Genomic DNA, 25,154 nt, shown 5'->3' on the forward strand with positions numbered 1-25,154 from the left:
GACCCGTGCCAGACCGAGCACACGTCACGGCGTCACAGCTCACGTGCCCGCCGACGCCCCTCAGCCGGAGCGACGCGGAGCGACGACGCGTCCCGCTGACCCGTGCCAGGCCGAGTACACGACGCGTCACGGCGTCACGCGCCCGCCGACGCCCCTCAGCCGGAGCGCCGACGCGGCCCGGCCGCACGCGGACGCGCGACGGCGGCGTCTGGCGGGGCTGCGTGTTCGCGAGCCGATGTTCGGTGGGAAGGGCGAGGGCGCGTGCCCGGAGGTGTGCTCACGGGACAGGGGGCGTCCGGCCGCGAGGCGGTCTCGGCGGGGGCCGTCGGGCCGCCGGGGCTGCCTCGGGGGCGGGGGGTTCGGCCGTCGGGGCGGTTGGTGCCGTTGTCTTGGTGGGTCTCGTCTTGGCCGTGGAGGCTGCTGGGTTAGAGGAGGGTTTTTAGGGCTTGGAGGGCGAGGGTGTAGGAGGTGAGGCCGAAGCCGGCGATGACGCCGTTGGCGACGGAGGAGACGACCGAGGTGTGACGGAACTCCTCGCGGGTGTGCGGGTTGGAGATGTGGACCTCGATGAGCGGGGCCGTGCGCTGGGCGAGGGCGTCGTGCAGCGCGTAGGAGTAGTGGGTGAAGGCCGCCGGGTTGAGGACGATCGGGGTGCGGGAGTCGGCGGCGTCGTGGACCCAGCCGACCAGCTCGGCCTCGTCGTCGGTCTGCCGCACCTCGACCTTCAGGCCGAGCTCCGCGCCGGTGCGGCGGCACAGGTCGACGAGGTCGTCGAAGGTGTCCGCGCCGTAGATCTCCGGCTCGCGAGTGCCCAGCCGCCGCAGGTTCGGGCCGTTCAGGACGAGGACCTCGGTCATCGCGCCACCTCCAGGTAGGCGGCCTGCAGCAGCTCCTCCGACGGGCCGACCAGGCGGCCGCACTCGCCGAGGGAGTCGAGGACGACGAAGCGCAGCGTCGCGCCCCTCGTCTTCTTGTCCACGTTCATCACCTCGCGCAGCGCGGGCCAGGCGTCGGCCCGGTAGGTCGTCGGCAGGCCGACCGAGGAGAACACCTCGCGGTGCCTGGCGACGAGGTCGCCGTCGATCCGTCCGGCGAGCCGCCCCAGCTCGGCGGCGTACACGCAGCCGATCGCGACGGCATGGCCGTGCCGGAAGGCGTAGTGCTCGACCTTCTCGATCGCGTGCGCGAGCGTGTGGCCGTAGTTCAGGATCTCCCGCAGGCCCGATTCCTTGAGGTCGGCCCCGACGACGTCGGCCTTCACCTGCACCGCCCGCTCGACGAGTTCGAGGGTGTGCGGCCCGGCCGGGGACGCGGCCCCTGCCGGATCCTCCTCGATCAGCTCGAGGATGCGCGGGTCGCGGATGAACCCCGCCTTGATGGTCTCGGCGAGGCCGGAGATGTAGTCCTCGTGCGGCACGGTGGCCAGCGTGCCGAGTTCGCACAGCACCCCGGCGGGCGGCGCGAACGCGCCGACGAGGTTCTTGCCCTCGGCGATGTTGATGCCGGTCTTGCCGCCGACTGCGGCGTCGACCATCGCGAGCAGGGTCGTCGGCACCAGCACGCAGCGCACCCCGCGCAGCCAGGACGCCGCGGCGAACCCCGCGAGGTCGGTGGCCGCGCCGCCGCCGACGCCCACGACGGCGTCGGAGCGGGTGACGCCGATCCGCGCGAACTCCGACCACAGCCCGGCGAGCACCTCGACGTTCTTGGCCGCCTCTCCGTCGGGCACCGGCAGCGCGTGCACCGCGTACCCCGCGCCGCGCAGCGCCTCCACGACGGGACGTGCCAGCTCGGGCAGGTCCGCGGAGTGCAGGACCGCGACGGTCCTCGCCTTCTCGCCGACCAGCGCGGGCAGCTCGTCAAGCACCCCGGTGCCGATCACGACCTCATAGGGCTGCTCGCCGCCGACCGTGATCCTGCTCGCGTCGCTCATCGCGCGGTCTCCAGTGCCGCCGCGAGCTCCGCGACGACCTCGTCCTCGGCGCGGCCGGTGGTGACCGCGGTGATCTCGGCGAGCCGCTGGTAGATCGGCAGCCGTTCCGACATGAGCTTGCGCAGCTGCGAGCGCGGGTTGAACACCAGCAGCGGCCGCGCGGCGGTGAGCCCGACGCGCTTGACGGCCTCCTCAAGGGAGACCTCGAGGTAGACCACCCGGTGCCCGGCGAGCAGCTCCTGGGTCTCCGGCGCGAGGATCGCGCCGCCGCCGAGCGCCAGGACCCCCTCGTGCTCGGCGAGCGCGGTGCGCACCGCCTCGCGCTCGAGCTCGCGGAAGCGCGCCTCGCCGTCGTCCACGAAGATGTCGCTGACGGGCTTGCCCGCCAGCAGCACGATGTCGGCGTCGGTGTCGCGGAAGTCCACGCCGAGCGCCGCGGCGAGCGCCACGCCGACCGTGGTCTTACCGCTCCCTGGCGGGCCGATGAGGACCGCGCGGGGGCTCATTTGACCACCAGCGACTGGAGGTAGGCGCGGGCGTTGCGCGCGGTCTCCTCGACGTGGTCGCCGCCGAACTTCTCCAGCACCGCGTCCGCCAGGCACAGCGCGACCATCGCCTCGGCGACGACGCCCGCGGCGGGCACCGCGGTGACGTCGCTGCGCTGGTTGATGGCCTTGGCGGGCTCGCCGGTGAGGACGTCGACGGTGTCGAGCTGGCGCGGGACCGTCGAGATCGGCTTCATCGCGGCGCGCACGCGCAGCACCTCGCCGTTGGTCATGCCGCCCTCGATGCCGCCCGCCCGGTTGGTGCGGCGGCGCACCCCCTCGGGGGTGTTCTCGATCTCGTCGTGGGCGCGGGTGCCGGGGCGGCGCGCGGTCTCGAAGCCGTCGCCGACCTCGACGCCCTTGATCGCCTGGATGCCCATGAGGATTCCGGCGAGGCGCGCGTCGAGGCGGCGGTCCCAGTGCACGTAGCTGCCCAGGCCCGGCGGCAGGTTGTAGGCGAGCACCTCAACGACGCCGCCGACGGTGTCGCCGGCCTTCTTCAGCTCGTCCACGTGCGCGACCATCGCCGCGTCGGTCTCGGCGTGGAAGCAGCGCGCGGGGGTGGCGTCGATGGCCTCGAGGTCCTGCGGGGTCGGCAGCGGCGCGTCGGCCGGGACCGCGATCTCGCCGAGCGCGACCACATGGCTCAGCACCTCGACGCCGAGCGTCTGGCGCAGGAACGCGCGGGCGACCTCGCCGAGCGCGACGCGCGCGGCGGTCTCCCGGGCGCTGGCGCGCTCCAGGACGGGCCTGGCGTCATCGAAGGCGTACTTCTGGATGCCGGAAAGATCCGCGTGGCCCGGCCGTGGCCGCGACAGCGGGGCGTTGCGCGCCTGGGCGGCGAGCACGTCGGGGTCCACCGGGTCGGCCGCCATGACGGTCTCCCACTTGGGCCACTCGGTGTTGCCGACCTCGATCGCGATCGGCCCGCCGAGCGTCGACCCGTGGCGGACGCCGCCGACGATCGTCACCTTGTCCTGCTCGAACTTCATCCGGGCGCCCCGGCCGTGTCCGAGCCTGCGGCGGCGCAGGCCCTCGGCGACGTCCGCGGACGTCACCCGCACTCCGGCGGGCATTCCCTCGACTATCGCGACGAGAGCGGGCCCGTGGGACTCCCCAGCGGTCAACCAGCGCAACATGACGGTAATTCTTCCACCTTCCGGCGACCGGCCCGACCGCCGTCCACCTGCTGAGATGCGACGGGTCCGGCACGCCCCGCCCCCGACAACCGGCCTGCGACGCCCGGGGTAAGGCGTGCAGCAGCACCGCGGCGAGGGTCCCGGCCAGCAGGAACGGCCCGTAAGGCAGCTCGGACCCGCGCGTGGCGCGGCGGAGCGCGAGCAGCCCGAGCGCCCAGACCGCCCCCGACAGATGGATCGCCAGAACCCCGGTGACGAGCGCGGAGACGCCGAGCCAGCCGAGCACGAGGCCGAGGGAGACCGACAGGACGACGTCGCCGAAACCGATGCCGCGATCGGGCGAGAACCACCACAGCAGGCCGTAGAAGGCGAACAGGCCGACCGCGCCGAGCAGCGCCCCGGTGAGGCTCCGCCCCTCCTGCGGGGAGGCGATCCACAGCAGTGCCGCGAGCGCGACGGGCAGCGGCAGCGTCAGCGGCTCGGGCAGCGTCTTGGTGGCCGCGTCCACGAAGGCAAGGACCGTGCCGACCACGCCGAGCAGCGCGAACGCGGCGAGTTCCGGCCGCGCCCCGATCCGCCAGACCAGCAGCGCGAGCACGCACGCGGCCACCGCCGCGACCGCCGCAGGGCGGGCGCGGACGGGCTCGCTCCACGACACCGTCTCGCTCATGCGCCGCACACTAACCCGAACCGCCGACACCGCGCCGAGCCGGTTGTGGATAACTTTTTTCCGCGACTTTCCCGCGGGTACAGACCGCCACAGACGTCTACAGAACGCCCGGAATCGGCGGGTCGGCGGGGCGTCAGCGGCGGGCGACGCCCAGTTCGACGCCGCCGACGATCCTGCCGCGCAGCACGTCGGCGAGGCGGTCGCCGACGCGGCGGACCGCGGCCTCCTCGTCGACGCCGGGGTCGACGTGGAAGCGCACCGACAGCTCGGTGTCGTTGCCCGGGCCGACCCTGACCCCGGTGACGCCGGTCTCGGGACGGAACGCCGCCTCGATCGCGGCGAGCACGTCGGGGTCGCGGTGCGGGGGCGGGACCGGCGCGCCCTCGGCGAGCAGGTGCAGCCGGACGCCGTCGACCGCGAACGGGACGGGCCCCGCGACGTCCACGACGAGCGCGTCGGCCCCCTCGTCGAGGGCGGTGCGGCAGGCGTCGCGCGCGTGCGCGGGCACCGGACGGGCGTCGGCGCGCCACAGCTGGAGCGTCTTCAGCGAGGTGAACCCGAGCACGCCGCGTCTGCCGTCCTGGCCGGTGAGCATCGGCAGGGCGATCTCGCTCTCCTTCTCCCTGCGCAGGCCGTCCACCTCCTCCTCGGACGTGGCAAGCGCGACGATCGGGATGAGCAGCCGGGAGGCGGCGAGCGCCTCGAGCACGGTGTACTCCGCGGCGCGTCCGCCCGCGTAGGCCGTCAGCGCGGCCTGGAGGCGGGGGTCGGCGCTCCCGTCGTCGTCGGGGAACTGCGGCTTGATGAGATTCGGTCCGGACACGCGTGGAAGGGTATAGCCATCGACGCTCACCCAGGGTGCCGTTTCCGTCACTCGAAGGCTCCGCGCTCAGACGGGCCCGCCGCCCTTCAGCCGCGCTACTGCCGCGTCGATCACCTCGGCCCGCTTGCAGAAGGCGAACCGCACGTAGTGCCTGCCCCGGGCGGGGTCGGCGTAGAAGACCTGGGTGGGGACGCAGACGACCCCTGTGCGCTCGGGCAGCGCGCGGGCGAACGCGAGCCCGTCCTCGTGGCCGAGGGGACGCAGATCCGCCTGCACGAAATACGTGCCTTCGGGACGGAAGACCTGAAAGCCGGCGGATTCCAGCCCTTCCATGAGCCTGTCGCGCTTGGCCTGGAGGGCGAGGCGCAGCTCCTCGACCCAAGCCGTCTCGTGGGCGAGGCCGTAGGCGACGGCCTCCTGCCACGGTCCCGCGCCCACGTAGGTGAGGAACTGCTTGACGGTGCGGACCGCCGCGACCAGCGGCGCGGGCGCGCACACCCAGCCGGTCTTCCAGCCGGTGACCGAGAACGTCTTGCCGGCCGAGGAGATCGTGACGGTCCGCTCCCGCATGCCGGGGAACGACGCGAGGGGCAGGTGCCGTGCGTCGTCGAAGACCAGGTACTCGTACACCTCGTCGGTGATCGCCAGAAGGTCGTGCTCCACGCAGAGGTCGGCTATCGCGGACAGCTCTTCCCTGGTGAAGACGGTGCCGCAAGGGTTGTGCGGCGAATTGACCAGGACGGCGCGGGTGCGCGGGGTGACGGCCTTGCGCAGCTCGTCGGGGTCGAAGGTGAAGCGGCCGCCCTCGGGACGGAGGGTGACCGGGCGCAAGGCCGCCCCCGACAACGCCACGGAAGCGGCGTAGGAGTCATAGAAGGGCTCGAAGGCGATCACCTCGTCGCCGGGGCCCGCGAGCGCGAGTACGGCCGCCGCTATGGCCTCGGTGGCCCCGACCGTCACCAGGATCTCGGTCTCGGGGTCGTAGGACTGCCCGTAGCGGGCCAGCCGCTGCGCCGCGACGGCCTCGCGCAGCACGGGCAGGCCGGGGCCCGGCGGGTACTGGTTGCGGCCGCCCTCGATCGCCTCGACGGCCTTGCGCAGCACGCCTCGGGGGCCGTCCTCGTCCGGGAAGCCCTGGCCGAGGTTGATCGCGCCGGTGGCCGCCGCGAGCGCCGACATCTCGGCGAAGATCGTCGTGCCGAAGCCCCGCATCCGCCCGACCAGTGGTTCGCTCACGGCGCCACCCTAGACTGGCGCCCATGCGCGCCGCACTCTGCCAGATCGACGTGACCGACGACCCGGCCGCCAACCTGGCGGCCGTCCGCACCGCCCTGGACGAGGCAGCCGGGGCCGACCTCGCGATCTTCCCCGAGGCGACCCTCATCCGGTTCGGCAACAGCCTGAAGCCTTTCGCCGAGCCCCTCGACGGGCCCTTCGTCACCGCGCTGCGCGCCGAGGCGGCCGCCCGTGGCGTCGCGGTGATCGCGGGCACCTTCGAGCCGTCGGACGACGGACGCGTCCACAACACCGTCGTAGCGATCGACGCCGCGGGCGCCATCGCCGGGACGTACCGCAAGATCCACCTCTTCGACGCCTTCGCCTACAAGGAGTCCGCCACGGTGGCGGCCGGAGACGAACCCGTCGTGGTGGAGCTCGCCGGAGCGCGCATAGGGCTGATCACCTGTTACGACATCCGCTTCCCCGAACTAGCGCGCGCGCTTGTCGACCGGGGAGCCGAGCTGCTCGTGGTGACCGCCGCCTGGGCGCAGGGCCCCTTCAAGGAGGAGCACTGGACGACCCTGGTCCGCGCCCGCGCGATCGAGAACACGCTGTGGACCCTCGCCGTCGACCGCGCCCCCGACCTCACCGACCCGCCGCGCGGCGCGCGCACCGGCGTGGGCCGCTCCCTCGCGGTCGACCCGATGGGCACCATCACAGCCGACCTCGGGCCTTTCCCCGCAGTACGCACGGTCCCCGTGGACCTCTCCCTGACCGCGCGGGTCCGCTCGGTCCTCCCTTCCCTCACCCACCGCCGCCTGTGACGCGCGCTAGGGGGTGAAGCGGCCGCTGCGGCCGCTGATCCGGACCGAAGGCGCAAGGGCCGAGGCGGCGCGCAGGGCCTGGGCGACGAGCGGGACCAGCGTCGCGGGCGTCTCGGGCACGATCGCGTCGGCGATCCCCTGGGCCAGCAGGTCGGGCGCGGTGATGCGCTGGGACTGGGCGAGCTCGGGGGCACGGTCGGGCGTGCGGTGCACGATCACCGACGCGCCCTCGGGCGGAAGCGGGCTCAGCCAGGCGTTCTCGGCGACGAGGACGCGGTCGGCGGGCAGCAGGGCGAGCGCCGCGCCTCCGGTCCCCTCACCGAGCAGAAGGCAGACGGTCGGGGCGTCGAGGGTGATCAGGTCGGCCAGACAGCGCGCTATCTCCCCGGCGAGGCCGCCGTTCTCCGCGTCGGCCGAGAGCACCGCGCCGGGGGTGTCGACCACGGTCAGCAGCGGGAGGCGGAGTTCTGCGGCGAGGCGCATGCCGCGCCGCGCGACCCGCAGCCCGGCCGGGCCGAGCGGGTGGCCGGTCCGCTGGCTCAGCCTGTCCTGGCCGACGACCACGCAGCCGACGCCGCCGAACCTGGCGAGGGCAAGGCGCAGGCCCGGATCGTTCTCGCCCGCGCTCGTCCCCGACAGCGGCGTCACGTCGGACGCCTCCCACAGCAGGTCGCGCACGCCCGGCCGGTCCGGCTCCCGCGTCGCGAGCACCGCGTCCCAGGCCCGCCGCTCCCCCGGCTCAGGGGCCCCCGAGCCGACGCCGAGGAGGTCCGGGGCCGCCCGGGAGGGGTCGGCGGGGGTCAGGGTCCTGAGGATGCGGCTGAGGGTCGGCCGCAGGCCCTTGGCGGGGATCACCGCGTCGATCAGGCCACGGGACGCCAGGTTCTCGGCGGTCTGGACGTCCGGGGGGAAGGGCGCGCCGTGCAGGGCCTCGTATACGCGGGGGCCGAGGAAGCCGATCAAGGCCCCGGGTTCGGCTGCGGTGACGTGCCCGAGGGAGCCCCAGGACGCCAGGACGCCGCCCGTCGTGGGGTGGCGGAGGTAGACGAAGTAGGGCAGGTGGGCCGCCTTGTGCGCCATGACGGCGGCCGTAATGCGGGCCATCTGCACGAACGCGTAGGTGCCCTCCTGCATACGGGTGCCGCCGGAGGCGGGTGCGGCGAGCAGAGGCAGGCCCTCGCGGGTGGCGCGTTCTACTGCGGCGACGATCCGGTCGGCGGTGGCGACGCCGATCGACCCGGCGAGGAACGCGAACTCGCTGACGATCAGCGCGACACGGTGTCCGGAGACGCTGCCCTCTCCGGTGACGACCGCCTCGTCGCCGCCCGACCGCGCGCGGGCCGCCGCGAGCTCCGCCGCGTATCCGGCGGGGGCGGGCGTGCGGTCCGGGACGCGCGGGGGGTCCCACGGCGTCCAGGTGCCCGCGTCGAGCGTGAGCCCGATGAGTTCCCGGGCCGTTCTCCGATGGTCAGCCACGCCCCGATTACACCAAACTTCCGCCCCGCCGCCTCAGGCGGTGAGGAGCTTCTTCTGGACCTTGCCCAGCGCGTTGCGCGGCAGCGAGTCGACGAAGTGGACGGTTCTGGGGCGTTTGTGCGCGGAAAGGTGCCCGGCGACGAAGTCGATGAGCGCGGGCCCGGTGACGCCGTCGGCGATCACGTACGCGGTGACCTGCTCGCCCAGGTCGGGGTGGGGCGTCCCGACGACGGCGGCCTCCCGCACGGCCGGGTGGGCAAGCAGCGCCGCCTCGATCTCGCCCGCGCCGATCCGGTAGCCGCCGCTCTTGATGAGGTCGGTGGACGCCCGCCCGACGATCCTGTGCCATCCGTCGGGCCCGATCGCCGCGATGTCGCCGGTGCGGAACCAGCCGTCGGAAAGTGCCTCGGCGGTCGCCTCCGGCCGGTTGAGATACCCCTGGAAGACCGTGGGCGTGCGGACGAGGAGCTCGCCGGGCGTCGCGCCGTCATGGGGCACGGCCTCGCCGTGCTCGCCCACCAGGCGGGTCTGGACGCCGCGCAGGGGCAGTCCGACTTGTCCGGGACGCCGTTCGCCGTCGTGCCGGGCGCTGACGGTGATCAGCGTCTCGGTCATGCCGTACCGCTCGACGGCCCGGTGCCCGCTGCGCGCGGCGAGCGCGTCGAAGACCGGCGCGGGAAGCGCCGCGCTGCCCGACACCAGCAGCCGCGCGCCGCGCAGCGCCTCGGCCGCGCCGGACTCCACGACCCGCGACCACACCGTGGGCACCCCGAAGTACAGGCTCCCCCCGGCCGCCGCGTATGCCTCGGGCGTAGGGCGTCCGGTGTGGACGAGCCCCGACCCGACGCGCAGCGCCCCGAGGACGCCCAGGACGAGCCCGTGCACGTGGAACAGCGGAAGCCCATGGACGAGGACGTCTTCAGGGGTCCAGGCCCACGCCTCGGCGAGGGCGTCGAGGTCGGCGGCGATCGCGCCACGGGAGACCATGACGCCCTTCGGCGCGCCGGTCGTGCCCGAGGTGTAGAGGATCAGGCCCGTCTCGTCGTCTGACGGCTCGGGGAAGGAGCCGGCCGCAGTGCCCGTCGAAGGCACCGTCGGGAGGCCGAAGACCTCCCCGTCGGCGGGGTCGCCGACGAGGAGTTCCGCGCCGGAGTCGGCGAGGATGTGGCCGCGCTCGGCGGGCCCGGAGTCGGGCGGTACCGGCACGACCGGCACCCCCGCGACGAGCCCGCCGACGACGGCGGCGACGGTCTCCACCGTCGGCGTCGCGTTCACCGCGACGGCCCGCGCCCCGGCGATCCGCCCCGCGACGGCCCCGGCCCGCCCGGCCAGCTCCTCGCGCGTCACCTCCGCCGCGCCGACGCGCAGCACCCCGTCACGTTCCCGCCCCAGCAGTCCCATGCCGCACATCCTCGCGCGTCGGCTTCCCCGGGCGATACGCGCCCCGGTTACAGGCGGCTTGCGACCTCCTGGAGGGCCTTGGTGAAGACCTCGGTGGGCTGGCCGCCGGAGACCGCCCACTTGCCTTCGAAGAGGAAGAACGGCACTCCGCTGACGCCGAGTTCACGTGCCCCGTCTATCTGCGCGTCGACTTCGGCGACGCCCTCGTCGGAGGCGAGCAGGGCGAGGGTGCGTTCGGCGGGCACGCCCGACTCGGCGGCGAGTTCGGCGAGCGTCTCGGGGTCGTTCAGGTCGCGGCCCTCGGCGTGGTGGGCGCGGAACAGCCGCGCGACGACGGCGTCCTGCACGCCGAGCTCACCCGCGAGCCAGATGACGCGGTGGGCGGCACGGCTGTTGATGTGGTGGGACTTCTCCGGCTCGTACGGCAGGCCCTCTTCGGCGGTGAGGGCGCGCAGCCTCGAGTGCGCGGCCTTGACCTTGTCGGCTCCGCCGAACTTGTGCGCGAGCACCTCGTCGGCCAGTCCCGCGCCCTTGTCCTCGGGCGCGGAGGGGTCGAGCTGGAACGGCCGCCACACGACCTCCACCTCACCGGGGAACTCCTCGACGGCCTTGCGGAAGCGGGCCTGTCCGAGATAGCACCAGGGGCACACCACGTCGGAATAGATCTCGATTTTCACCCCGACGCCAACACCGCGCCCACCGCGAACATTCCCGCGCCATGACCGGTAGCCTCGTTCGGTCCAAGATTCATCCAGACCCCCCACCGACCCGCAGGGAGCACAGCGATGGCGCTGACCAAGCCCGAGATCGACTTCCCCGAGGGCGCTCCGCCCGCCAACCTGGAGATCACCGACATCACGGTCGGCGACGGCGAGGAGGCCAAGCGCGGCCACCAGGTCCACGTCCACTACGTCGGCGTGGCGTTCTCCACCGGCGAAGAGTTCGACGCGTCCTGGAACCGGGGCGACGAGTTCGTGTTCCCGCTCGGCGCGGGCCGCGTCATCAAGGGCTGGGACATGGGCGTCGCCGGGATGAAGGTCGGCGGCCGCCGCAGGCTCGTCATCCCGCCGCACCTCGGCTACGGCGCGCGCGGCGCGGGCGGCGCGATCGGCCCGAACGAGACCCTGATCTTCGTCGTCGACCTCCTCGGCGTGAGCTGACCGGAGCCGTACGGCAACACGTAAGGGGACCCGCCCACCGCGGGTCCCCTTACGCACACCCGACGACCGCGACCGCGCGCGCACGGCCCGGCGTAGAGCACGCCACCCGAACGCGCGTCCCTCTTCGCACGCCGGACGACCTCGGACGCGCGCGCAAGGCGCGGCGTCAGAGCACGCGGCCCGTACACGCGTCCCCCTTCACGCACCCGACCACCTCGGACGCGCGCGCACGGCCCGGCGTCAGAGCACGCGGCCCGAACGCGCTTCCCCCTTCGCACGCCCGACGGCCTCGGACGCGGCCCGCGTCGAGCGCCGCGTAGGGGCGCGGGGTCAGCTCTGGAGGACGTCGGCTTCCAGGGCGCCGCAGGCTACGCCGCGTTGGAGGCGGTCAAGGAGGGCCGGGGAGCGTTCGGGGGCCGCCTTGAGCCTGCCGATCGCGGCCTCCACGCCGCTCAGGTGGAAGTCGAACAGGGCGGCGTAGCGGGCGGGCAGGTGCGCGGGGTCGGTGTCCCAGCCCTGGTAGAAGCCGTGCGCGAGGGAGTGCCTGACCTCGGTCGCGTGCGCCTGCCAGGCCCCGACGACCTCGTCGGCCGAGTCGTCGCGCGGCGTGAGGTGCGGCGGCCCGTCCGACAGCCGGACGCCCCAGCCCGCCGTCGTCGTCTGGAGGACGTGCCGGGCGAAGTCGCAGACGGGGTGGTCGAGCCGGATCTGTTCCTCCGGCAGCCCGAGCGCCGCCGCGTAGTCGAGCCCGCCGAAGTGGACGGTCTGGATCCGCCCCTGCCCCGACACAAGGACGCGCCGGACGCCGAGGCCGCCGCGCTGGTCGGCGATCCCCTCGGGCGCGTCGATCTGCACCTCGAAGCGCAGTGTCGCGTTGGGCAGCCCCAGGGCCGCCTCAAGGCGGTCGAGGAAGTCGGTGAAGACGGCGACCTGCTCGGGCGCGGTCACCCCCGGCAGGGTGATCGTGAAGCCGCCCGGGAGCCTTCCGAGGCGGTCGCGCAGGGAGGTGAGGAAGCCGTCGAGGGTGCGCATCGCGCGCGCGTGCCCTCCGCCGGAGAACGACTTGACGCGCACGCCCCAGAAGTGCGGGAGCTGCTGCGCGTTGTAGGACGTCGCGACGGCTTCGACGACCTGCTCGACGTGCCCGTCCTCCTCCTCGTCGGTCCGCTCGCCGTAGGAGGACGCGAAGTCGATGCGCAGGTCCTCGATCGGCTCGCGGGCGAGCTTGGCGGCGACGCGCGCGCGGATCTGCCCGGCCAGCGACGGGTCCAGCATGAACGACGCGCCGAACGAGCCGTCGCCCGGCGTGTGCTTGTTCAGCAGCCGCAGCGCCTGCGCGCCCCAGTCTGCCGTGGTGGTGCGCGAGAAGCGGTCGGCGGGGACGAAGACCGTGTGGACGGGTTGGCGGCCCTCGGCGGGACCGGGACGGCCTGCGGCGGCGAGCGCGCGTGCCCGCTCGGCGAGATCGTCGGTCTTGGAGACGCTCAGGTTCACAAGGAGATGATCCCCCAAGAACTGGCGAACGCGTCACCGGGTTTGAGGGTGATGAGGTCGACTCCGGTGTTGAAGGCGTTCGGCGGGCAGGTCATGGGCTCGGCGGCGAGGCCGCCGCGGGCGCGTTCGCCCATGTGGTCGGCCGTGTACAGCTGGAGCCACGGGTGGGCGTCGTCGGCCCACAGCCCGACGGTGCGGCCGCCCCCGGACAGGCCGACCCAGGCGCGTCCGTCGGCGAACTCGAGGCCGGTGTAGGCGGTGTCGATGCGGCGCGCGCCGAAGACGCCGCCGGAGCTGAGGTCGTACTGGGTCCCCGTGACGGGCACCGGAGCGCCCGACGGGATAAGCCGCTCGTTGACGGGCTGGTAGTGCGTCGCCCCGAACGTCACGGTGCACTCGTCAAGGGGCAGCCCGACGGTGAGGTACGGGTGGGCGCTCTGCCCGTACGGCGCGTTACGCGAGCCGGTATTGGCCGCGCCCAACCGGACGGTAAGGCCGGTCCTGGCGTCCAGCGCGTACGTGACGGACAGGTCGAGCCGGTACGGATACCCGGGACGGCCGAGCAGCCGGTGCGTAAGGGTGACACTGGAGGACTCGTGCTCGGAGGCCGTCCAAGGCTGCCACCTGACGAGCCCGTGGATCGCGCAGTCGCGTTCCGGCTCGGTGATGGGGGTGCGCTGCTCGACGCCCTCGAACACATAGGTGCCGTGCGCGATGCGGTTGGGCCACGGCGCGAGGATCTGGCCCGCCGCGCCGGAGGCGACCTCGTCGGGGGGGAAGTCGAGGACGAGGGGCGCGCCCTCGTGCGTCAGCTCGCGCAGGCTCGCGCCCTGTTCGGTGATCACCGCCCGGTATCCGCCCGCGGTGATCTCGTACTGGTTCCCCGAAAGAGTCATGCCTGCATTCTCGCGGAACGCGGCGGATGCAAGATCCCTCCGGCTGCCACATTTCCCTGACCCGGAGGCGAGGGAGGGCCCTAGAAGGCGTCGAGCCGGGACAGGACGGCTCTGGCGTCGCCGGGCGCGGCGGAGACCACCGGCTTGCCTATCCGCCGTGCGGCCTCCCGCAGAAGCACCGCGACGGCTCCGGCAGGCCGCTCAGCCGCCAAGACGACGGCTTCGATGACGGGATCGGCGTCGAACGCAGCCAACGCCTGAAGGGTGGCCCGTCCGCACACGGCCGAAGACAGGTCGCGTGCTCCGACGGGCAGTACGCGCCCGCCTCTATCGGCCAGTACCCCGACGACTTCGGCGGTCGCCTCCGCGGACACCGCGACGACCCCGTACGGTCCGGGCGCTATGGCCACCTGGCAGGCACAGGGACCGAGGACGAGCCTTCCGAGCACGGCCGCCTCGTCCTTGAGCGCGATCTCCTGCGCGACCGAGAGTTCCTCGCCGGGCAGCAGCACGTCATGTCCCCCGTGGAGCGCGTCCAACGCCGTGCGGTAGGCGTCCGGTCCCCCGACCGTCAGGGGTGGGGTCACGCGGTCGCCCGGCGCGCGGTCTCACCGCGCAGCGCCAGGGTGGCCCGCGCCCCCGCGAGCAGTCCCCAGGCGAGGTCACGGCCCCCGGCGCGGCCGGGTTTGGCGAGCCGCCGCACGGCGGGCAGCAGCTGTTCGCGTCCGGCGAGGCCCCGCAGCAACGCGGCGGCCTCGGCGGCGGGCCGTCCTGCGGCGGCGCAGTGCAGCACTGCCGCGCCCATCGGGGTCGTGCGGGTCTCGGCGTCGGCGGTGACGGCGGCGGCGAGCCACCCCGAGAGCCAGACCGCCCTGCCGCCCCCGTCGAGGACCGAGCCGAGCAGCCGCAGCGACAGGATCAGCCCGGCGAGCACGTCGTCGCCGGAGGGCGTGAGGCCGGGCCCGAGCCCGACGATCCGCTCGGCGGCCGGGACGGCGCGCGCGAGATCCCCCGCCGCGCAGTACTCCGCGAGCGCCGCCGGCCCCGGATGCCCGGCAAGGCCGCAGGCGGAGGGGTCGAGTGCGTTCTCCAGCGCCATGACCGAGTGCCGCAGCCGCGCCGAAGACAGCGGCCCGAGTACGGGCCTGGGGTCCCACCACCGTTTGACCCGCACAGCGAAGTCCCCGGCTTCGATCAGCCCGTCCCCCGCCCATGCCTCGTCGCCCTCCCGGACGCCGGTGAAGGGCTGGCTGCGCGAGACCGACGGCACGATCACCGAGTTGGCAGGGCGCGCCTCGTCCGAGCCGGTGAGGACGATGACGCGCGGGTCGCCGTCGGACTTCAGCAGCAGGTACACCGTCGACGGGAACACCGCGACGACCCTCGCCGGGGTGCGCGGCCGCTCAAGCACCTCGCGCAGCGCGAGGCTCGCGGCTCCTGGAACCTGCTCGGCCCGTCTCGGGAGCGCCCCCGGGACCTGCTCGATTCGTCCCGGGGGCGCTTTGGGCGACCCCGACTTCGTCGGGAGCGCCCCCGGGACGGGGGCCTGGCCGGTGCGGGCGGCCGGTTCGGTCACGAGCAGCCGGGGGGCCGGGCGGTCCGTCACGAGTGTCTTCCTCCGGAGGGGGCGGCGTTCATCGGACGTTAACGCTCGTTCACTGGATCGCCGTATGGAGAAAGTTGCCAAGGATACTTGTCATCCTTCGTCTTTCTTGTGATGGTTACCGCACCTATGGAAACGCGCACCGACCTCTGGACCCGCAGAACCGGCGAGACGCACACCGTCCCGCCCAGGCTGCGCCTCGCCAGCACGGGCACGCTCAAGTACGGGCTGCCCGTCCGTGAGGTCCTCGGCGTGTCCACGCTCGCCGACGCCGAACTCGTCGCGGGCGCGGCCGGGCTCGACCGGATCGTGCAGCGGCTCAACGTCATGGAGGTCCCCGACGTCCTGGCCTGGGTGAAGCCGAACGAGCTGCTGCTCACCACCGGCTACCCGCTGCGCAACCGGCCCGAGGCACTCGGCCACCTGGTGACGGGACTGAACGAGCGCGGCGTCGCGGCCCTTGCCGTCAAACCCGGGGCATACCTTGACGAACTGCCCAAGGAGATGCTGGCACGGGCCGACAGGCTCGGCTTCCCGCTGATCCAGCTGCCCGAGCACGTCGGCTTCGACGACATCCTCAACCAGGTCCTCACCGACATCCTCAACCGGCAGGCCGCGATCCTCGCCCGCACCGAGGAGGTGCACCGCGCGCTCGTCCAGATCGTCCTGTGCGGCGGCGGGCTGCCCGAGGTGACGGCGGAGCTCGCCGAACTCCTCGACGGCGCGGTCCTCGCCATGGACGGCGACGAGCGCGTCCTGGCGGGCGCGGGCGCCCCGGACGACCTGAAGACCCTGGAGACCTGGCTCGACCGCCACCACGGGCTCGGCCTGCACGGCGACCGCGTCGTGGTGCCGGTCGCGGCGGGCGGGCTCGACCACGGGCTGATCGCCGCCTACTTCCCCGGCCGCGAGCTGAGCGACACCGAGGTCGGCATCCTTGAACGGGCCGCCACCGTCGCCGCCCTCGTCATCACCAAACAACAGGCCGTCGCGGCGGTCGAGAGCAAGTACCGGGCCGACTTCCTGCGCGACGTGCTCGCCGGCCGGGCCGGTGACGCCGAACGCGTCGTCGCGCACTGCGCCGGGTTCGGCTGGGACCTCGCGCGGCCCGTCGCGGTCCTCGTCGCCGCGCTCGACCTCGACGCCGAGGGCGGCAGGCCGTCCGACAGCGCCAAACACGCCCAGGAACGGCTCGCCGCCGCCTGGGCCGCCGCCGTCCGCCGCCGCGACCGCGACGCCGCCGTCGCCGCGTTCGCGCACGAGGTCGTCGCCGTGGTCGGGCTGCCCGACGAGGGGTCGCTCGCCGATCTCGTCGCGGGGCTGGTCAGGGAGATCTCGACGGTCGAGGGCGTGGTGTTCACCACCGGCGTGAGCCGTCCCGCGCCCGACCCCGCCCTCCTACCCGAGGCGTACGACCAGGCCGTCAAGGCCGTGCGGGTCGGCAGGCAGCTGCACGGCCCCGGCGAGACCGCGCACTTCGACGCGCTCGGCGTCTACCGCCTGCTCAGCCTGGTCGACGACACCGCCGAGCTGCACGCCTTCGTCGCCGAGACCCTCGGCGACCTCGCCGGCGACGCCGACCCCGAGGCCGCCGACCTGCGCCGCACCCTCCAGGTCCTCCTGGAGACCAACCTCAACGTCGCCGAGACCGCCCGCCGCCTCCACTTCCACTACAACACCCTGCGCTATCGCATAGGCAAACTCGAACGCATGCTCGGCCCCTTCACCGAAGACCCCCACCTCCAACTCAACGTCAACCTGGCCCTCCGCGTCCTCCGCATGCGCGGCATCTAGCCCGGGGCGTTGCCGCCGAGGGATTCGGGGAGGTAGTTCTCCAGGGCGGCGGGTTTGTAGCCCTGTTCGTTGATCCAGCCGAGGATCGTGGTCATCTGCTGGGCGAGGCCCTTGCGGTAGTGCATGAGGACGATGTCGCCGGGTTTGAAGCCAGTGCCGCCGTCGCCGCGGACGAAGGCGTCGCGGACGCCCTGGGGGGAGGTCGTGCCGTTGTAGTACTCGGCCGACCACAGGATGATCGACTTCATGCCGCAGTCCTTGACGACCTGCTTGGTGATGTCGTTGTAGGCGCCGAACGGCGGGCGGAAGATGGTCGGGCGGCGGCCGTACTGCTGCTCGATCGCGTCGGACGCGCCGCAGACCTCCTTCTTCTGGCCTTCTGGGCCGAGCGCGGGAAGGTTGGCGTGGCTGACCGAATGGTTCTCCATCTGCGATCCGGCGTTCTTCAACGCCCAGAAGTAGGGTCCGTGTCCCGCGATGTAGGAACTCGTCAGAAAGGTAAGGATCGGCACCTTCTGTTCGCGGACGATCCTGACGAACTCCTCGTCGTATTCATAACCGTCGTCGATCGTCAGGAAGACCACCTTCTCCTGCGTCTCGATCTTGGTGACGACCGGCGGGAGCCCGTCGGTGGAGCCCGCGGGAGGCGTGTAGGAGCCCTTGGCGGGGGTCGCCCACACCTGGTCGGGGATCTTCGCCGCGGCGGTCACCTCGGCGGCGTCCGGGCCGCCGTAGGCCACCGTCCGGATCGAGGGCCACGCTCCGGCGGCGACCGCGAGGGCCACCGCGACAGCACTGGACAACAGGGGGAATCCGCCGCGCATGGCGACCAATCTTGCACACCTCCGCGATCACTGGCGAATCATTCCGCCGGGTCAGGGGTTCCGCGGCTGGGGCGTCTCCTCCCCACCCCTGACCCTGACGCCGGAAAGCGCCGCTATGTTCGCTCCATGCGGGAAATCGCCGGTCGCGCGGCCCTGATCGGGGCCGGGTTCAACGGTCGGACGACGGGAGTTCCGGCAAATTTCCTAAATGTCGATTGACTTGGTAGGGATTGAGGGGTCATGCTGAGACGATGCTGCGGGAAGAACTTCGCAAGGGCGACGGCGACCGGGAGATGAACTGGGAGGAGATGCGGGGAGCCGGGCACCAGACGCCCACCGACCGGTTCTTCGTCCATTACCACACCGAAGCGCCCGCCATCGAGGTCTCGACCTGGACCCTCACCCTGCACGGCGACGGCCTGCGCGGCGGCCCCGTCACGTTCGACTACCACGACCTCAAGGCGATGCCGTCGGTGACGATGAACGCCTTCCTTGAGTGCGCGGGCAACGGCCGCACCTTCTACACCTCGCAGCAGAACCAGCGGGTCTCCGGCACGCCCTGGGGGCTCGGCGCGATCGGCGTCGCGGAGTGGACGGGCGTCCCCCTCAGACACGTCCTGGAGCACGCCGGGATCAGCGACGACGCCGTCGACCTCATGCCGCGCGGCCTCGACCCTTCCTATGTGGAGGACGGCGTCGACTACGGCCGTTTCCGCCGTCCGCTGCCGGTCTCCAAGGCGATGAAGGACGTCCTCGTCGTCTGGGACATGAACGGCGCGCCGCTCACCCGCGAGCACGGCTTCCCGATCCGGCTGATCGTGCCCGACTGGGTCGGCGTCGCCTCGATCAAGTGGCTCGGCGACATCGAGGTGTCCACCTCACCGTTGCAGTCGCCGTGGAACACCGACTTCTACCGGCTGTTCGGCCTCGGCTACCCCTCAGAAGGCAGCGCCCCGCTCACCTCGATGCCGGTCAAGAGCGCGTTCGAGCTCGCGCCCGGCGCGAAGCTGCCGCGCGGCGAGGATTTCCTGCTGACGGGCAGGTCGTGGTCGGGCAACGGCGCGATCCGCTCGGTGGAGGTCAGCACCGACGGCGGCGCGAGCTGGACCCCGGCCCGTATGGTCGGCCCGCGCGAGCGGCACACCTGGGCCCAGTGGGAGCTGCCGTGGTGTCCGGCGCGGCGCGGCCAGGCCGTCCTGATGGCCCGCGCGACCGACGAGCTCGGCGTCACCGAGGCGCTCGGCTCGCCCTACAACAACAAGGGCTACCTGTGGTCCGGCGTCGTCAGGCACAACGTCTGCGTGGTCTGAACCCTCACTCGTGCGCGGTGCTGCCCGACTCGCCCGGAAGCTCCCGCGGGTCCCTGGTGAGCCCGCCCGGCAGGCCCGGACCGCCCGGCTCGTCGAGCGGGTCGGGCCCGTGCTTCTCCGACGGGCCCTGCCGCGGCCGGTAGATCGTCCAGCCGAGGAAGCACAGGCCGAACACCAGCATCGCCAGGCCCACCCACAGGTTGATGTCGACGCCCTGGGCCTTGGCCTTGGCCGCCGCGTCGTCGATGATGCCGAGGATCGTCAGGATGATCCCGTAGATGGTGAAGATGCCGCCGATGACTGTCCTGATGTCGAGAAGGACGGCGAGCGGATTGCGCACGTGGGCTCCTACCAGAAGGGGATGTAGCAGGCGAGGGACAGCACGAGCGCGCCGAGCCCGAGCTTGACCGGCGACCGGTACCACCTGTCGTCGCCGGTGTGGAAGTCGTCGGCGCGGTTCGACGGGATGCCCCTGACGAGTCCGCGCAGCTCCTCGGTGCCCTTGGCCGTCGACGCCGTCATCTTGCTGACGACGATCGACACGATGACGTCGACCACGAAGCCGATGCCCGCGCCGTAGAAACTGGCGTTCAGGTCGGTGCCGTAGAAGTCGCGCAGTACGCCGACCTCATACAGCAGGTAGGACGTGAGCGCGCTGAGCGTGCCGAGCAGCAGTCCCCAGAAACCGGCCCAGGGCGTCATCTTCCGCCACAGGAGGCCGACGATGAAGGTGGCGAACAGCGGCGCGTTGAAGAACGAGAACAGCTGCTGCATGTACGCCATGATGTTGCTGTAGAGCGAGGCGATGAACGCGGTGAAGATGCCGCAGACCACGCCGATCACGGTGATCCAGCGGCCGGTGTTCAGGTAGTAGTGGTCGGACCTCCCCTTCACCAGGTACGGCCGCCAGATGTCGTAGGTGAAGACCGTGTTGAAGCCCGAGACGTTCGCCGCCATGCCGGCCATGAACGAGGCGAGCAGACCGGTCAGCGCGACGCCGAGGACGCCGTTCGGCAGCACGTCGCCCATGAGCAGCGGGATCGAGTTGTTGTAGTCCGCGCCGGGCTGGCTGAGCTGCGGGAACACCACGAGCGCGATCATGCCGGGCACGACGGTGAGGATCGGGATGAAGATCTTCGGGAACGCCGCGACGATCGGCGTCAGCCTCGCCGCCGTGTTGTTCTTGGCGGAGAGACCGCGCTGGACCTCGGCGAAATTCGTCGTCCAGTAACCGAACGACAACACAAAGCCAAGGCCGAGGACGATGCCGAGCCAGCTCGCGTTCATCGGGTTGGTGTCGCCGAACCCGGTGTCCCGCCAGGTGTGCAGGCCGGGGTTGCCGAGCGGGCTCGCGTCGATCTTCTCCTTCAGCCCGGAGATCCCGCCGACCTTGCGCAGCCCAAGGTAGACGACGGGGATCAGCCCCGCGACGATCACGAAGAACTGCAGCACCTCGTTGTAGATCGCCGACGACAGACCGCCCAGCGTGATGTAGATCAGGACGAACACGGCGGCGACCACCACCGAGACGGGCAGCGGCCAGCCGACGAGCGCCCGCATCACGAGCGCGAGCGCGTACAGGTTGATGCCCGCGATGAGCACCTGCGCGATCGCGAAGGACACGGCGTTGAGCAGCTGGGTCGCGGGGTTGAAGCGGCGGCGCAGGAAGTCCGGCACGCTGTGCACGCCCGACTTGTAGTAGAACGGCATCATCACGATGCCGAGGAAGACCATCGCCGGGACCGCGCCGATCCAGTAGTAGTGCGTGGTCATCAACCCGTACTGCGCGCCGTTGGCGGCCATGCCGAGGATCTCGGTCGCGCCGAGGTTCGCCGACAGGAACGCCAGGCCGGTGATCCACGCGGGCATCGACCTGCCCGACAGGAAGAAGTCGACGCTGGAGCGGACCGTGAGCCTGGCCGCGAAGCCGATGCCGAGGACCGTCGCGAAGTAGATCGCGAGCATCAGCCAGTCGATGCCGTTGACGTCCAACCGGAGGTCGTCGTGAGGCTGGGCGAGGAAGATCACCTCGCGGGTGTTCCCGTCCGGCGCGCGGCACACCGGGCGTTGGCGCGATCTTGACCCGGCGTCAGCGCGATCTTGGCCGACACTGCCGACGCGGCCGACGCCGTCGCCGGGCCGTCACCGGGCCGTCAGGACGGGTCGGGGGTCTCGCCGCGCTCGGCGATCAGCGCCCGCAGCTCAGCGACGGCGACCCGCGCCGACGCGCCCTCCGAGCCCTGGATGCCGACGAGGCCCTTGGTGGTGCCGTCGGCGAGGTCGAGGTACGGCCAGGGCGCGCCCTCGCCGAGGCCGACCCCGACGATCTCCGCCCAGGCGTACCTGTGCGTGCGCAGCGGGTTGACCACGGTGAGGCCGGTGCCGTCGGCGACGACCTTCACCCTGGCCAGCAGCGCGAGCAGCACCGCCACGAAGACCCCGAACAGCACGATGCCGATCCGGTCCGCCAGCTGGAAGGTGTCGGAGATGACGACGGCGAGCCAGATCATGGTCGCCATGATCAGGCCCGCCAACGCGTAGGCGGTGATCCGCGTCTTGCGCGGCCGCCAGGTCGTGCTCCGCACGGTCTTAGTCAACGATCTTCGAGATCGGGATCTCGAGGATGTCGCGGCCGCCCGCGGCCTTGACGTTCGGGATCAGCTCGTTGATCCCGGCCTTGGCGACCACGCTCTCGACCGCGTACATCTCGCCGCCGGCCAGCGGCGTGACGGTCGGCGACGCCATCGCCGGCACGACGTTCAGCACGTCCTGCAGCTGGGCGGCGGGCACGTTCAGCTTGATCAGCACCTGACCGCGCGCCCGGATGACGCCCTGGAGCAGCAGTGCGATGTCCTCCATCGCGGCGCGCTTCTCGGGGTTCTCATAAGCCTCGCGGTTGGCGACCAGCTCGGTGTAGCTGGTGAGCAGCGTGTCGAGGATGCGCAGGCCGTTCTTGCGCAGCGACGAGCCGGTCTCGGTGAGGTCGACGATCACGTCGACGATGTCGGGGACCTTCGCCTCGGTCGCGCCGTAGGACGGGAAGACCTTGGCCTTGACGCCGTGCTTCTCAAGGAAGCGGTCGGTCAGGGCGGGGAACTCGGTGGAGATCCGGACGCCGTCGGGCAGATCGGCGACCGACTGCCAGGGCGCGTCCTGCGGCACCGCCATGATCACCTTGACCGGGTTCGAGGTGACCTTGGAGTACTTCAGCTCGCCGAGCGACACCACGTCGGCGTCGGTCTCGGTGATCCAGTCGCGGCCGGTGATGCCGAGGTCGAACAGGCCCTGCTCCAGGTAGGTCGGGATCTCCTGGGGGCGCAGCACGCGCACCTTGTCGATACGCGGGTCGTCGATCGAGGCGCGGTAGTCGCGGTCGCTGGCGCGCCTGACGGACAGGTCGGCGGCGGCGAACAGCTCGAAGGTCGCCTTCTCCAGGGAGCCCTTGGGCAGAACGAGGGAGAGCACGGTGAAGCCTTTCGGTTGGCGGAGCACGAAGAGTGTGAGACGTCCGGGGCAAGGTCAGGAGCTGCGATGCTCCCCGGAATGCCCGGCGTGCCCACCGTGCCGCGTGCCTCGCAGGTCGAATGCCATGCCGAGCGCGGTCACTTCGCCTCCTCCACCGGAAACCTCGGATCTCTCCCCCCGGCGAGCCGGGATCGGAACCCGAGAGCGGGTCACGTGCCCGCGTGTTGCGGGCACGTGAACTTTACCGCAGTGTTCAGCCCTCGCCCGCCCCGGCCCGCAGGTCGCGCAGGGTCAGCGCGGCGTCGAGCGCCGCCACGACCGACTCCCAGCCCTTGTCCTCGGTGCTGCCCGGCAGGCCCGCGCGGGCGCGCGCCTGGTCGAGGTTCTCGCAGGTGAGGACGCCGTTGCCGACGGGCGTGGCCTCGTCGAGCGCGATCCTGGTCAGCCCGGCCGTCACCGAGTCGCACACGTAGTCGAAGTGAGCGGTCTCACCTCGCACGACGCAGCCGAGCGCGACCGTCGCGTCGTGGTCGCGGGCGAACTGCTGGGCGATGACCGGCAGCTCCAGCGTCCCGGCGACGCGGGCCACGACGGGCTGCGCGCCGCACGCCTTGGCCGCCTCGACGGCCCTGGCCAGCAGCTGGTCGGTGATCTCGCCGTGCCAGCGCGCGGCCACGATCCCGATGGTGAGGCCCGCGGCCTCGACCGTGGTGTCCTCCGGACGTCCCGCCCCGCTCATCACAGTCCCCCGATCTGGTGTCCGAGACGGTCGCGCTTGACCGTCAGGTAGCGCCGGTTGTGCTCGGTGACGTGCACCGGAAGGACCTCGCGGCCGGTGACCTCGAGGCCGAACGAGCCGAGCGCGGCGATCTTCTCGGGGTTGTTGGTCAGCAGCCTGACCGACGTCACGCCGAGGTCGGCGAGGATGTGCGCGGCGTTGGTGTACTCGCGGGCGTCGACCGGGTGGCCGAGCTCGAGGTTGGCGTCGACGGTGTCCACGCCGCCGTCCTGCAGGGCGTAAGCGCGCAGCTTGGCTATGAGGCCGATGCCGCGCCCCTCCTGGCCGCGCAGGTAGACGACGACGCCGCGCCCGGCCTTGGCGATCTCGTCCATCGCCGCGTCGAGCTGGGTGCCGCAGTCGCAGCGGTCGGAGTGCAGGACGTCGCCGGTGAGGCACTCGGAGTGGACACGGGTGAGCACGTCGGCGCCGTCGCCGAGGTCGCCGAGCACGAGGGCGATGTGCTCGCCTCCGTCGATCGCCGAGGTGTAGCCGACCGCGCGCCACACGCCGAACCGGTTCGGGATGACGGTCTCGGCCGCGCGCGCGACAAGGCTCTCGGTGCGCTTGCGGTACTCCACGAGCTGCTCGATGGAGATCAGCTTGAGGTCGTGCTCCTTGGCGAACACCTCGAGCTGCGGCAGCCTGGCCATGGTGCCGTCGTCGTTGACGATCTCGCACAGCGCCCCGGCCGGGCGCAGGCCCGCGAGACGCGCGAGGTCGACGGTCGCCTCGGTGTGGCCGCGCCGCACGAGCACACCGTGCTCACGCGCCCGCAGCGGCACCACGTGGCCGGGCCTGCGCAGGTCCGACGGGACGGTGTCGGCCGCGGCCAGCAGCCGGGTGGTCCGCGCGCGGTCGGCGGCCGAGATGCCGGTGGACACGCCCTCGGACGCGTCGACGGTGACGGTGTAGGCGGTGCCGCGCACGTCCTGGTTCGAGTGGTACATCGGCGGCAGGTCGAGCCGGACGCAGTCGCTCTCGGGCAGCGCGACGCACACGTAACCGGAGGTGTACCGGATCATGAAGGCGAGCAGCTCGGGCGTCGCCTTCTCGGCGGCGAAGATGAGGTCGCCCTCGTTCTCGCGGTCCTCGTCGTCCACGACGACGACCGGACGGCCCAGGGCGATGTCGGCCAGGGCCTCCTCGATGGTGTTGAACGTCGTCACTTCCGGTCTCCGATCATGCGCTCGACGTACTTGGCGACGACGTCGACCTCAAGGTTGACGGGGTCGCCGACGGCCTTGCGGCCGAGGGTCGTCAGCTCAAGCGTGGTGGGGATGAGGCTGACGGTGAAGGAGTCGGCGGCGGCCTCGACCACGGTGAGGCTGATGCCGTCGACGGTGATTGAGCCCTTTTCCACGACATACCGGGACAGCGTCTCCGGCAGGGAGATCCGGACGATCTCCCACTTGGCGTTTTCGCCTCCTGGAGAGGGTGTCCGCTCGGTGATCGTGCCTACCCCGTCCACATGACCCTGGACGAGGTGGCCGCCGAGGCGGTCCGCCAGGCGGACCGGCCGTTCGAGGTTGACGCGGGATCCGGGCGTGAGCGCGCCGAGACTGGACCGCGCCAGTGTCTCGTGCATCACATCGGCGGTGAAGACGTCGTCCTTGAGGTCTACGACGGTCAGGCACACGCCGTTGACCGCGATCGACGCGCCGTGGACGGCGTCGGAGGTGACGATCGGCCCTCTGATGGCCAGGACGGCCGACTCTGGGCCGTCGGACTTGCTGACGATCTCGCCGAGCTCTTCGACGATTCCGGTGAACACTCCCCTGTCCTCCCTGTTGCTGAAGGG

At 72.1% G+C, this 25,154-nt stretch carries 25 protein-coding genes and 1 pseudogene; 4 read left to right on the top strand and 22 right to left on the bottom strand.

The features are described 5' to 3' along the window. Nucleotides 1-425: 425 nt before the first annotated feature. The 7 genes and pseudogenes from aroQ to R9X44_RS25220 all read right to left on the bottom strand — a co-directional run bounded on the left by aroQ (nucleotide 426) and on the right by R9X44_RS25220 (nucleotide 6,322). Entirely contained in the window at nucleotides 426-857 is a 432-nt protein-coding gene (aroQ, locus tag R9X44_RS25190; RefSeq protein ID WP_319816743.1) for a type II 3-dehydroquinate dehydratase, read from the bottom strand. Then, complete coding sequence (gene aroB, locus R9X44_RS25195; RefSeq protein WP_319816744.1) at nucleotides 854-1,933, bottom strand: 3-dehydroquinate synthase; 1,080 nt, start codon at nucleotides 1,931-1,933, stop codon at nucleotides 854-856. The genes aroQ and aroB overlap by 4 nt, the downstream gene beginning before the upstream one ends. Then, on the bottom strand, nucleotides 1,930-2,439 hold the full coding sequence (locus R9X44_RS25200; protein WP_319816745.1) for a shikimate kinase: 510 nt from the start codon (nucleotides 2,437-2,439) through the stop codon (nucleotides 1,930-1,932). Before R9X44_RS25200 ends, aroB begins: the two co-directional genes overlap by 4 nt. Then, nucleotides 2,436-3,617: a chorismate synthase gene (gene aroC / locus R9X44_RS25205; protein ID WP_319816746.1), complete on the bottom strand. Its 1,182-nt coding sequence runs from the start codon at nucleotides 3,615-3,617 to the stop codon at nucleotides 2,436-2,438. The genes R9X44_RS25200 and aroC overlap by 4 nt, the downstream gene beginning before the upstream one ends. A gap of 223 nt (nucleotides 3,618-3,840) precedes the next feature. Next, nucleotides 3,841-4,287 (bottom strand): annotated as a pseudogene (locus R9X44_RS25210) (prepilin peptidase); the annotation flags it as partial. A gap of 133 nt (nucleotides 4,288-4,420) precedes the next feature. Next, on the bottom strand, nucleotides 4,421-5,110 hold the full coding sequence (locus R9X44_RS25215) for an SseB family protein (protein WP_319816747.1): 690 nt from the start codon (nucleotides 5,108-5,110) through the stop codon (nucleotides 4,421-4,423). Nucleotides 5,111-5,176: 66 nt separating this feature from the next. Next, nucleotides 5,177-6,322, bottom strand: coding sequence for a pyridoxal phosphate-dependent aminotransferase (locus R9X44_RS25220; RefSeq protein WP_413774988.1), 1,146 nt, complete (start codon nucleotides 6,320-6,322; stop codon nucleotides 5,177-5,179). Between the two features lie 47 nt (nucleotides 6,323-6,369). On the opposite strand from R9X44_RS25220, the gene R9X44_RS25225 reads away from it, so the two are divergent. Then, nucleotides 6,370-7,152 carry a carbon-nitrogen hydrolase family protein gene (locus tag R9X44_RS25225; protein ID WP_319816749.1) on the top strand — a complete coding sequence of 261 codons (783 nt, stop codon included), beginning with the start codon at nucleotides 6,370-6,372 and terminating at the stop codon, nucleotides 7,150-7,152. Between the two features lie 6 nt (nucleotides 7,153-7,158). On the opposite strand, the gene R9X44_RS25230 is transcribed toward R9X44_RS25225, so the two are convergent. From R9X44_RS25230 to R9X44_RS25240, 3 genes are read right to left on the bottom strand one after another with little or no spacing between them, the layout of a single operon-like run. Continuing rightward, the gene (locus tag R9X44_RS25230) at nucleotides 7,159-8,628 is read right to left on the bottom strand and encodes a carboxyl transferase domain-containing protein (protein ID WP_319816750.1); all 1,470 of its coding nucleotides are present in this window, start codon (nucleotides 8,626-8,628) and stop codon (nucleotides 7,159-7,161) included. A gap of 33 nt (nucleotides 8,629-8,661) precedes the next feature. After that, entirely contained in the window at nucleotides 8,662-10,029 is a 1,368-nt protein-coding gene (locus tag R9X44_RS25235; protein WP_319816751.1) for an acyl-CoA synthetase, read from the bottom strand. A gap of 47 nt (nucleotides 10,030-10,076) precedes the next feature. Beyond that, a complete protein-coding gene (locus tag R9X44_RS25240; protein ID WP_319816752.1) occupies nucleotides 10,077-10,706 on the bottom strand; it encodes a DsbA family oxidoreductase in 630 nt (209 codons plus the stop codon). 108 nt (nucleotides 10,707-10,814) lie between these two features. On the opposite strand from R9X44_RS25240, the gene R9X44_RS25245 reads away from it, so the two are divergent. After that, nucleotides 10,815-11,189, top strand: a complete 375-nt coding sequence (locus R9X44_RS25245) for an FKBP-type peptidyl-prolyl cis-trans isomerase (protein WP_319816753.1) — start codon at nucleotides 10,815-10,817, stop codon at nucleotides 11,187-11,189. Between the two features lie 330 nt (nucleotides 11,190-11,519). Here R9X44_RS25245 and R9X44_RS25250 read toward each other — a convergent pair whose 3' ends face one another. From R9X44_RS25250 to R9X44_RS25265, 4 genes are all read right to left on the bottom strand, one after another. After that, entirely contained in the window at nucleotides 11,520-12,683 is a 1,164-nt protein-coding gene (locus R9X44_RS25250; protein WP_319816754.1) for a DUF6986 family protein, read from the bottom strand. Then, nucleotides 12,680-13,579 (bottom strand): aldose 1-epimerase family protein, encoded by a 900-nt coding sequence (locus R9X44_RS25255; protein WP_319816755.1) that lies wholly within the window; start codon nucleotides 13,577-13,579, stop codon nucleotides 12,680-12,682. Before R9X44_RS25255 ends, R9X44_RS25250 begins: the two co-directional genes overlap by 4 nt. An 80-nt stretch (nucleotides 13,580-13,659) precedes the next feature. After that, entirely contained in the window at nucleotides 13,660-14,166 is a 507-nt protein-coding gene (locus R9X44_RS25260) for a hypothetical protein (protein WP_319816756.1), read from the bottom strand. Further along, entirely contained in the window at nucleotides 14,163-15,185 is a 1,023-nt protein-coding gene (locus R9X44_RS25265; RefSeq protein ID WP_319816757.1) for a DUF2877 domain-containing protein, read from the bottom strand. Before R9X44_RS25265 ends, R9X44_RS25260 begins: the two co-directional genes overlap by 4 nt. A 126-nt stretch (nucleotides 15,186-15,311) precedes the next feature. Here R9X44_RS25265 and R9X44_RS25270 point away from each other — a divergent pair, with 126 nt between their 5' ends. Next, nucleotides 15,312-16,976, top strand: coding sequence for a PucR family transcriptional regulator (locus R9X44_RS25270; RefSeq protein ID WP_319816758.1), 1,665 nt, complete (start codon nucleotides 15,312-15,314; stop codon nucleotides 16,974-16,976). On the opposite strand, the gene R9X44_RS25275 is transcribed toward R9X44_RS25270, so the two are convergent. Further along, a complete protein-coding gene (locus R9X44_RS25275; protein WP_319816759.1) occupies nucleotides 16,973-17,800 on the bottom strand; it encodes a polysaccharide deacetylase family protein in 828 nt (275 codons plus the stop codon). The two genes, R9X44_RS25270 and R9X44_RS25275, sit on opposite strands and share 4 nt — an antisense overlap. Nucleotides 17,801-18,051: 251 nt before the next feature. Between R9X44_RS25275 and R9X44_RS25280 the strand changes: the two genes are divergently transcribed. Then, the gene (locus tag R9X44_RS25280; protein ID WP_319816760.1) at nucleotides 18,052-19,110 is read left to right on the top strand and encodes a sulfite oxidase; all 1,059 of its coding nucleotides are present in this window, start codon (nucleotides 18,052-18,054) and stop codon (nucleotides 19,108-19,110) included. Nucleotides 19,111-19,114: 4 nt separating this feature from the next. Here the strand turns inward: R9X44_RS25280 and R9X44_RS25285 are convergent, their stop codons facing one another. The 7 genes from R9X44_RS25285 to R9X44_RS25315 all read right to left on the bottom strand — a co-directional run bounded on the left by R9X44_RS25285 (nucleotide 19,115) and on the right by R9X44_RS25315 (nucleotide 25,127). Beyond that, nucleotides 19,115-19,450, bottom strand: a complete 336-nt coding sequence (locus R9X44_RS25285) for a hypothetical protein (RefSeq protein WP_319816761.1) — start codon at nucleotides 19,448-19,450, stop codon at nucleotides 19,115-19,117. Between the two features lie 8 nt (nucleotides 19,451-19,458). Continuing rightward, on the bottom strand, nucleotides 19,459-21,171 hold the full coding sequence (locus R9X44_RS25290; protein WP_319816762.1) for a sodium:solute symporter family protein: 1,713 nt from the start codon (nucleotides 21,169-21,171) through the stop codon (nucleotides 19,459-19,461). Between the two features lie 92 nt (nucleotides 21,172-21,263). Beyond that, complete coding sequence (locus R9X44_RS25295) at nucleotides 21,264-21,695, bottom strand: PH domain-containing protein (protein WP_319816763.1); 432 nt, start codon at nucleotides 21,693-21,695, stop codon at nucleotides 21,264-21,266. A gap of 4 nt (nucleotides 21,696-21,699) precedes the next feature. After that, nucleotides 21,700-22,575, bottom strand: coding sequence for an ATP phosphoribosyltransferase (hisG, locus tag R9X44_RS25300; RefSeq protein WP_319816764.1), 876 nt, complete (start codon nucleotides 22,573-22,575; stop codon nucleotides 21,700-21,702). Nucleotides 22,576-22,828: 253 nt separating this feature from the next. Next, the gene (gene ribH / locus R9X44_RS25305; RefSeq protein WP_319816765.1) at nucleotides 22,829-23,314 is read right to left on the bottom strand and encodes a 6,7-dimethyl-8-ribityllumazine synthase; all 486 of its coding nucleotides are present in this window, start codon (nucleotides 23,312-23,314) and stop codon (nucleotides 22,829-22,831) included. Continuing rightward, entirely contained in the window at nucleotides 23,314-24,522 is a 1,209-nt protein-coding gene (locus R9X44_RS25310) for a bifunctional 3,4-dihydroxy-2-butanone-4-phosphate synthase/GTP cyclohydrolase II (protein WP_319816766.1), read from the bottom strand. Before R9X44_RS25310 ends, ribH begins: the two co-directional genes overlap by 1 nt. After that, on the bottom strand, nucleotides 24,519-25,127 hold the full coding sequence (locus R9X44_RS25315) for a riboflavin synthase (protein WP_319816767.1): 609 nt from the start codon (nucleotides 25,125-25,127) through the stop codon (nucleotides 24,519-24,521). Before R9X44_RS25315 ends, R9X44_RS25310 begins: the two co-directional genes overlap by 4 nt. Between the last annotated feature and the right edge of the window lie 27 nt (nucleotides 25,128-25,154).

Origin of the sequence: Actinocorallia sp. A-T 12471 (genome assembly GCF_033875155.1) — a bacterium.
Lineage (GTDB): Bacteria > Actinomycetota > Actinomycetes > Streptosporangiales > Streptosporangiaceae > Actinocorallia.

Bases quoted from the DNA above. Each gene is read 5' to 3' on its own strand.
- aroB (WP_319816744.1), bottom strand. From the start codon at position 1,933: ATGAGCGACGCGAGCAGGATCACGGTCGGCGGCGAGCAGCCCTATGAG.
- aroC (WP_319816746.1), bottom strand. From the start codon at position 3,617: ATGTTGCGCTGGTTGACCGCTGGGGAGTCCCACGGGCCCGCTCTCGTC.
- aroQ (WP_319816743.1), bottom strand. From the start codon at position 857: ATGACCGAGGTCCTCGTCCTGAACGGCCCGAACCTGCGGCGGCTGGGC.
- R9X44_RS25220 (WP_413774988.1), bottom strand. From the start codon at position 6,322: ATGCGGGGCTTCGGCACGACGATCTTCGCCGAGATGTCGGCGCTCGCG.
- R9X44_RS25275 (WP_319816759.1), bottom strand. From the start codon at position 17,800: ATGCGCGGCGGATTCCCCCTGTTGTCCAGTGCTGTCGCGGTGGCCCTC.
- ribH (WP_319816765.1), bottom strand. From the start codon at position 23,314: ATGAGCGGGGCGGGACGTCCGGAGGACACCACGGTCGAGGCCGCGGGC.
- R9X44_RS25235 (WP_319816751.1), bottom strand. From the start codon at position 10,029: ATGGGACTGCTGGGGCGGGAACGTGACGGGGTGCTGCGCGTCGGCGCG.
- R9X44_RS25270 (WP_319816758.1), top strand. From the start codon at position 15,312: ATGGAAACGCGCACCGACCTCTGGACCCGCAGAACCGGCGAGACGCAC.
- R9X44_RS25280 (WP_319816760.1), top strand. From the start codon at position 18,052: ATGCTGCGGGAAGAACTTCGCAAGGGCGACGGCGACCGGGAGATGAAC.
- R9X44_RS25255 (WP_319816755.1), bottom strand. From the start codon at position 13,579: ATGACTCTTTCGGGGAACCAGTACGAGATCACCGCGGGCGGATACCGG.
- R9X44_RS25200 (WP_319816745.1), bottom strand. From the start codon at position 2,439: ATGAGCCCCCGCGCGGTCCTCATCGGCCCGCCAGGGAGCGGTAAGACC.
- R9X44_RS25245 (WP_319816753.1), top strand. From the start codon at position 10,815: ATGGCGCTGACCAAGCCCGAGATCGACTTCCCCGAGGGCGCTCCGCCC.
- R9X44_RS25225 (WP_319816749.1), top strand. From the start codon at position 6,370: ATGCGCGCCGCACTCTGCCAGATCGACGTGACCGACGACCCGGCCGCC.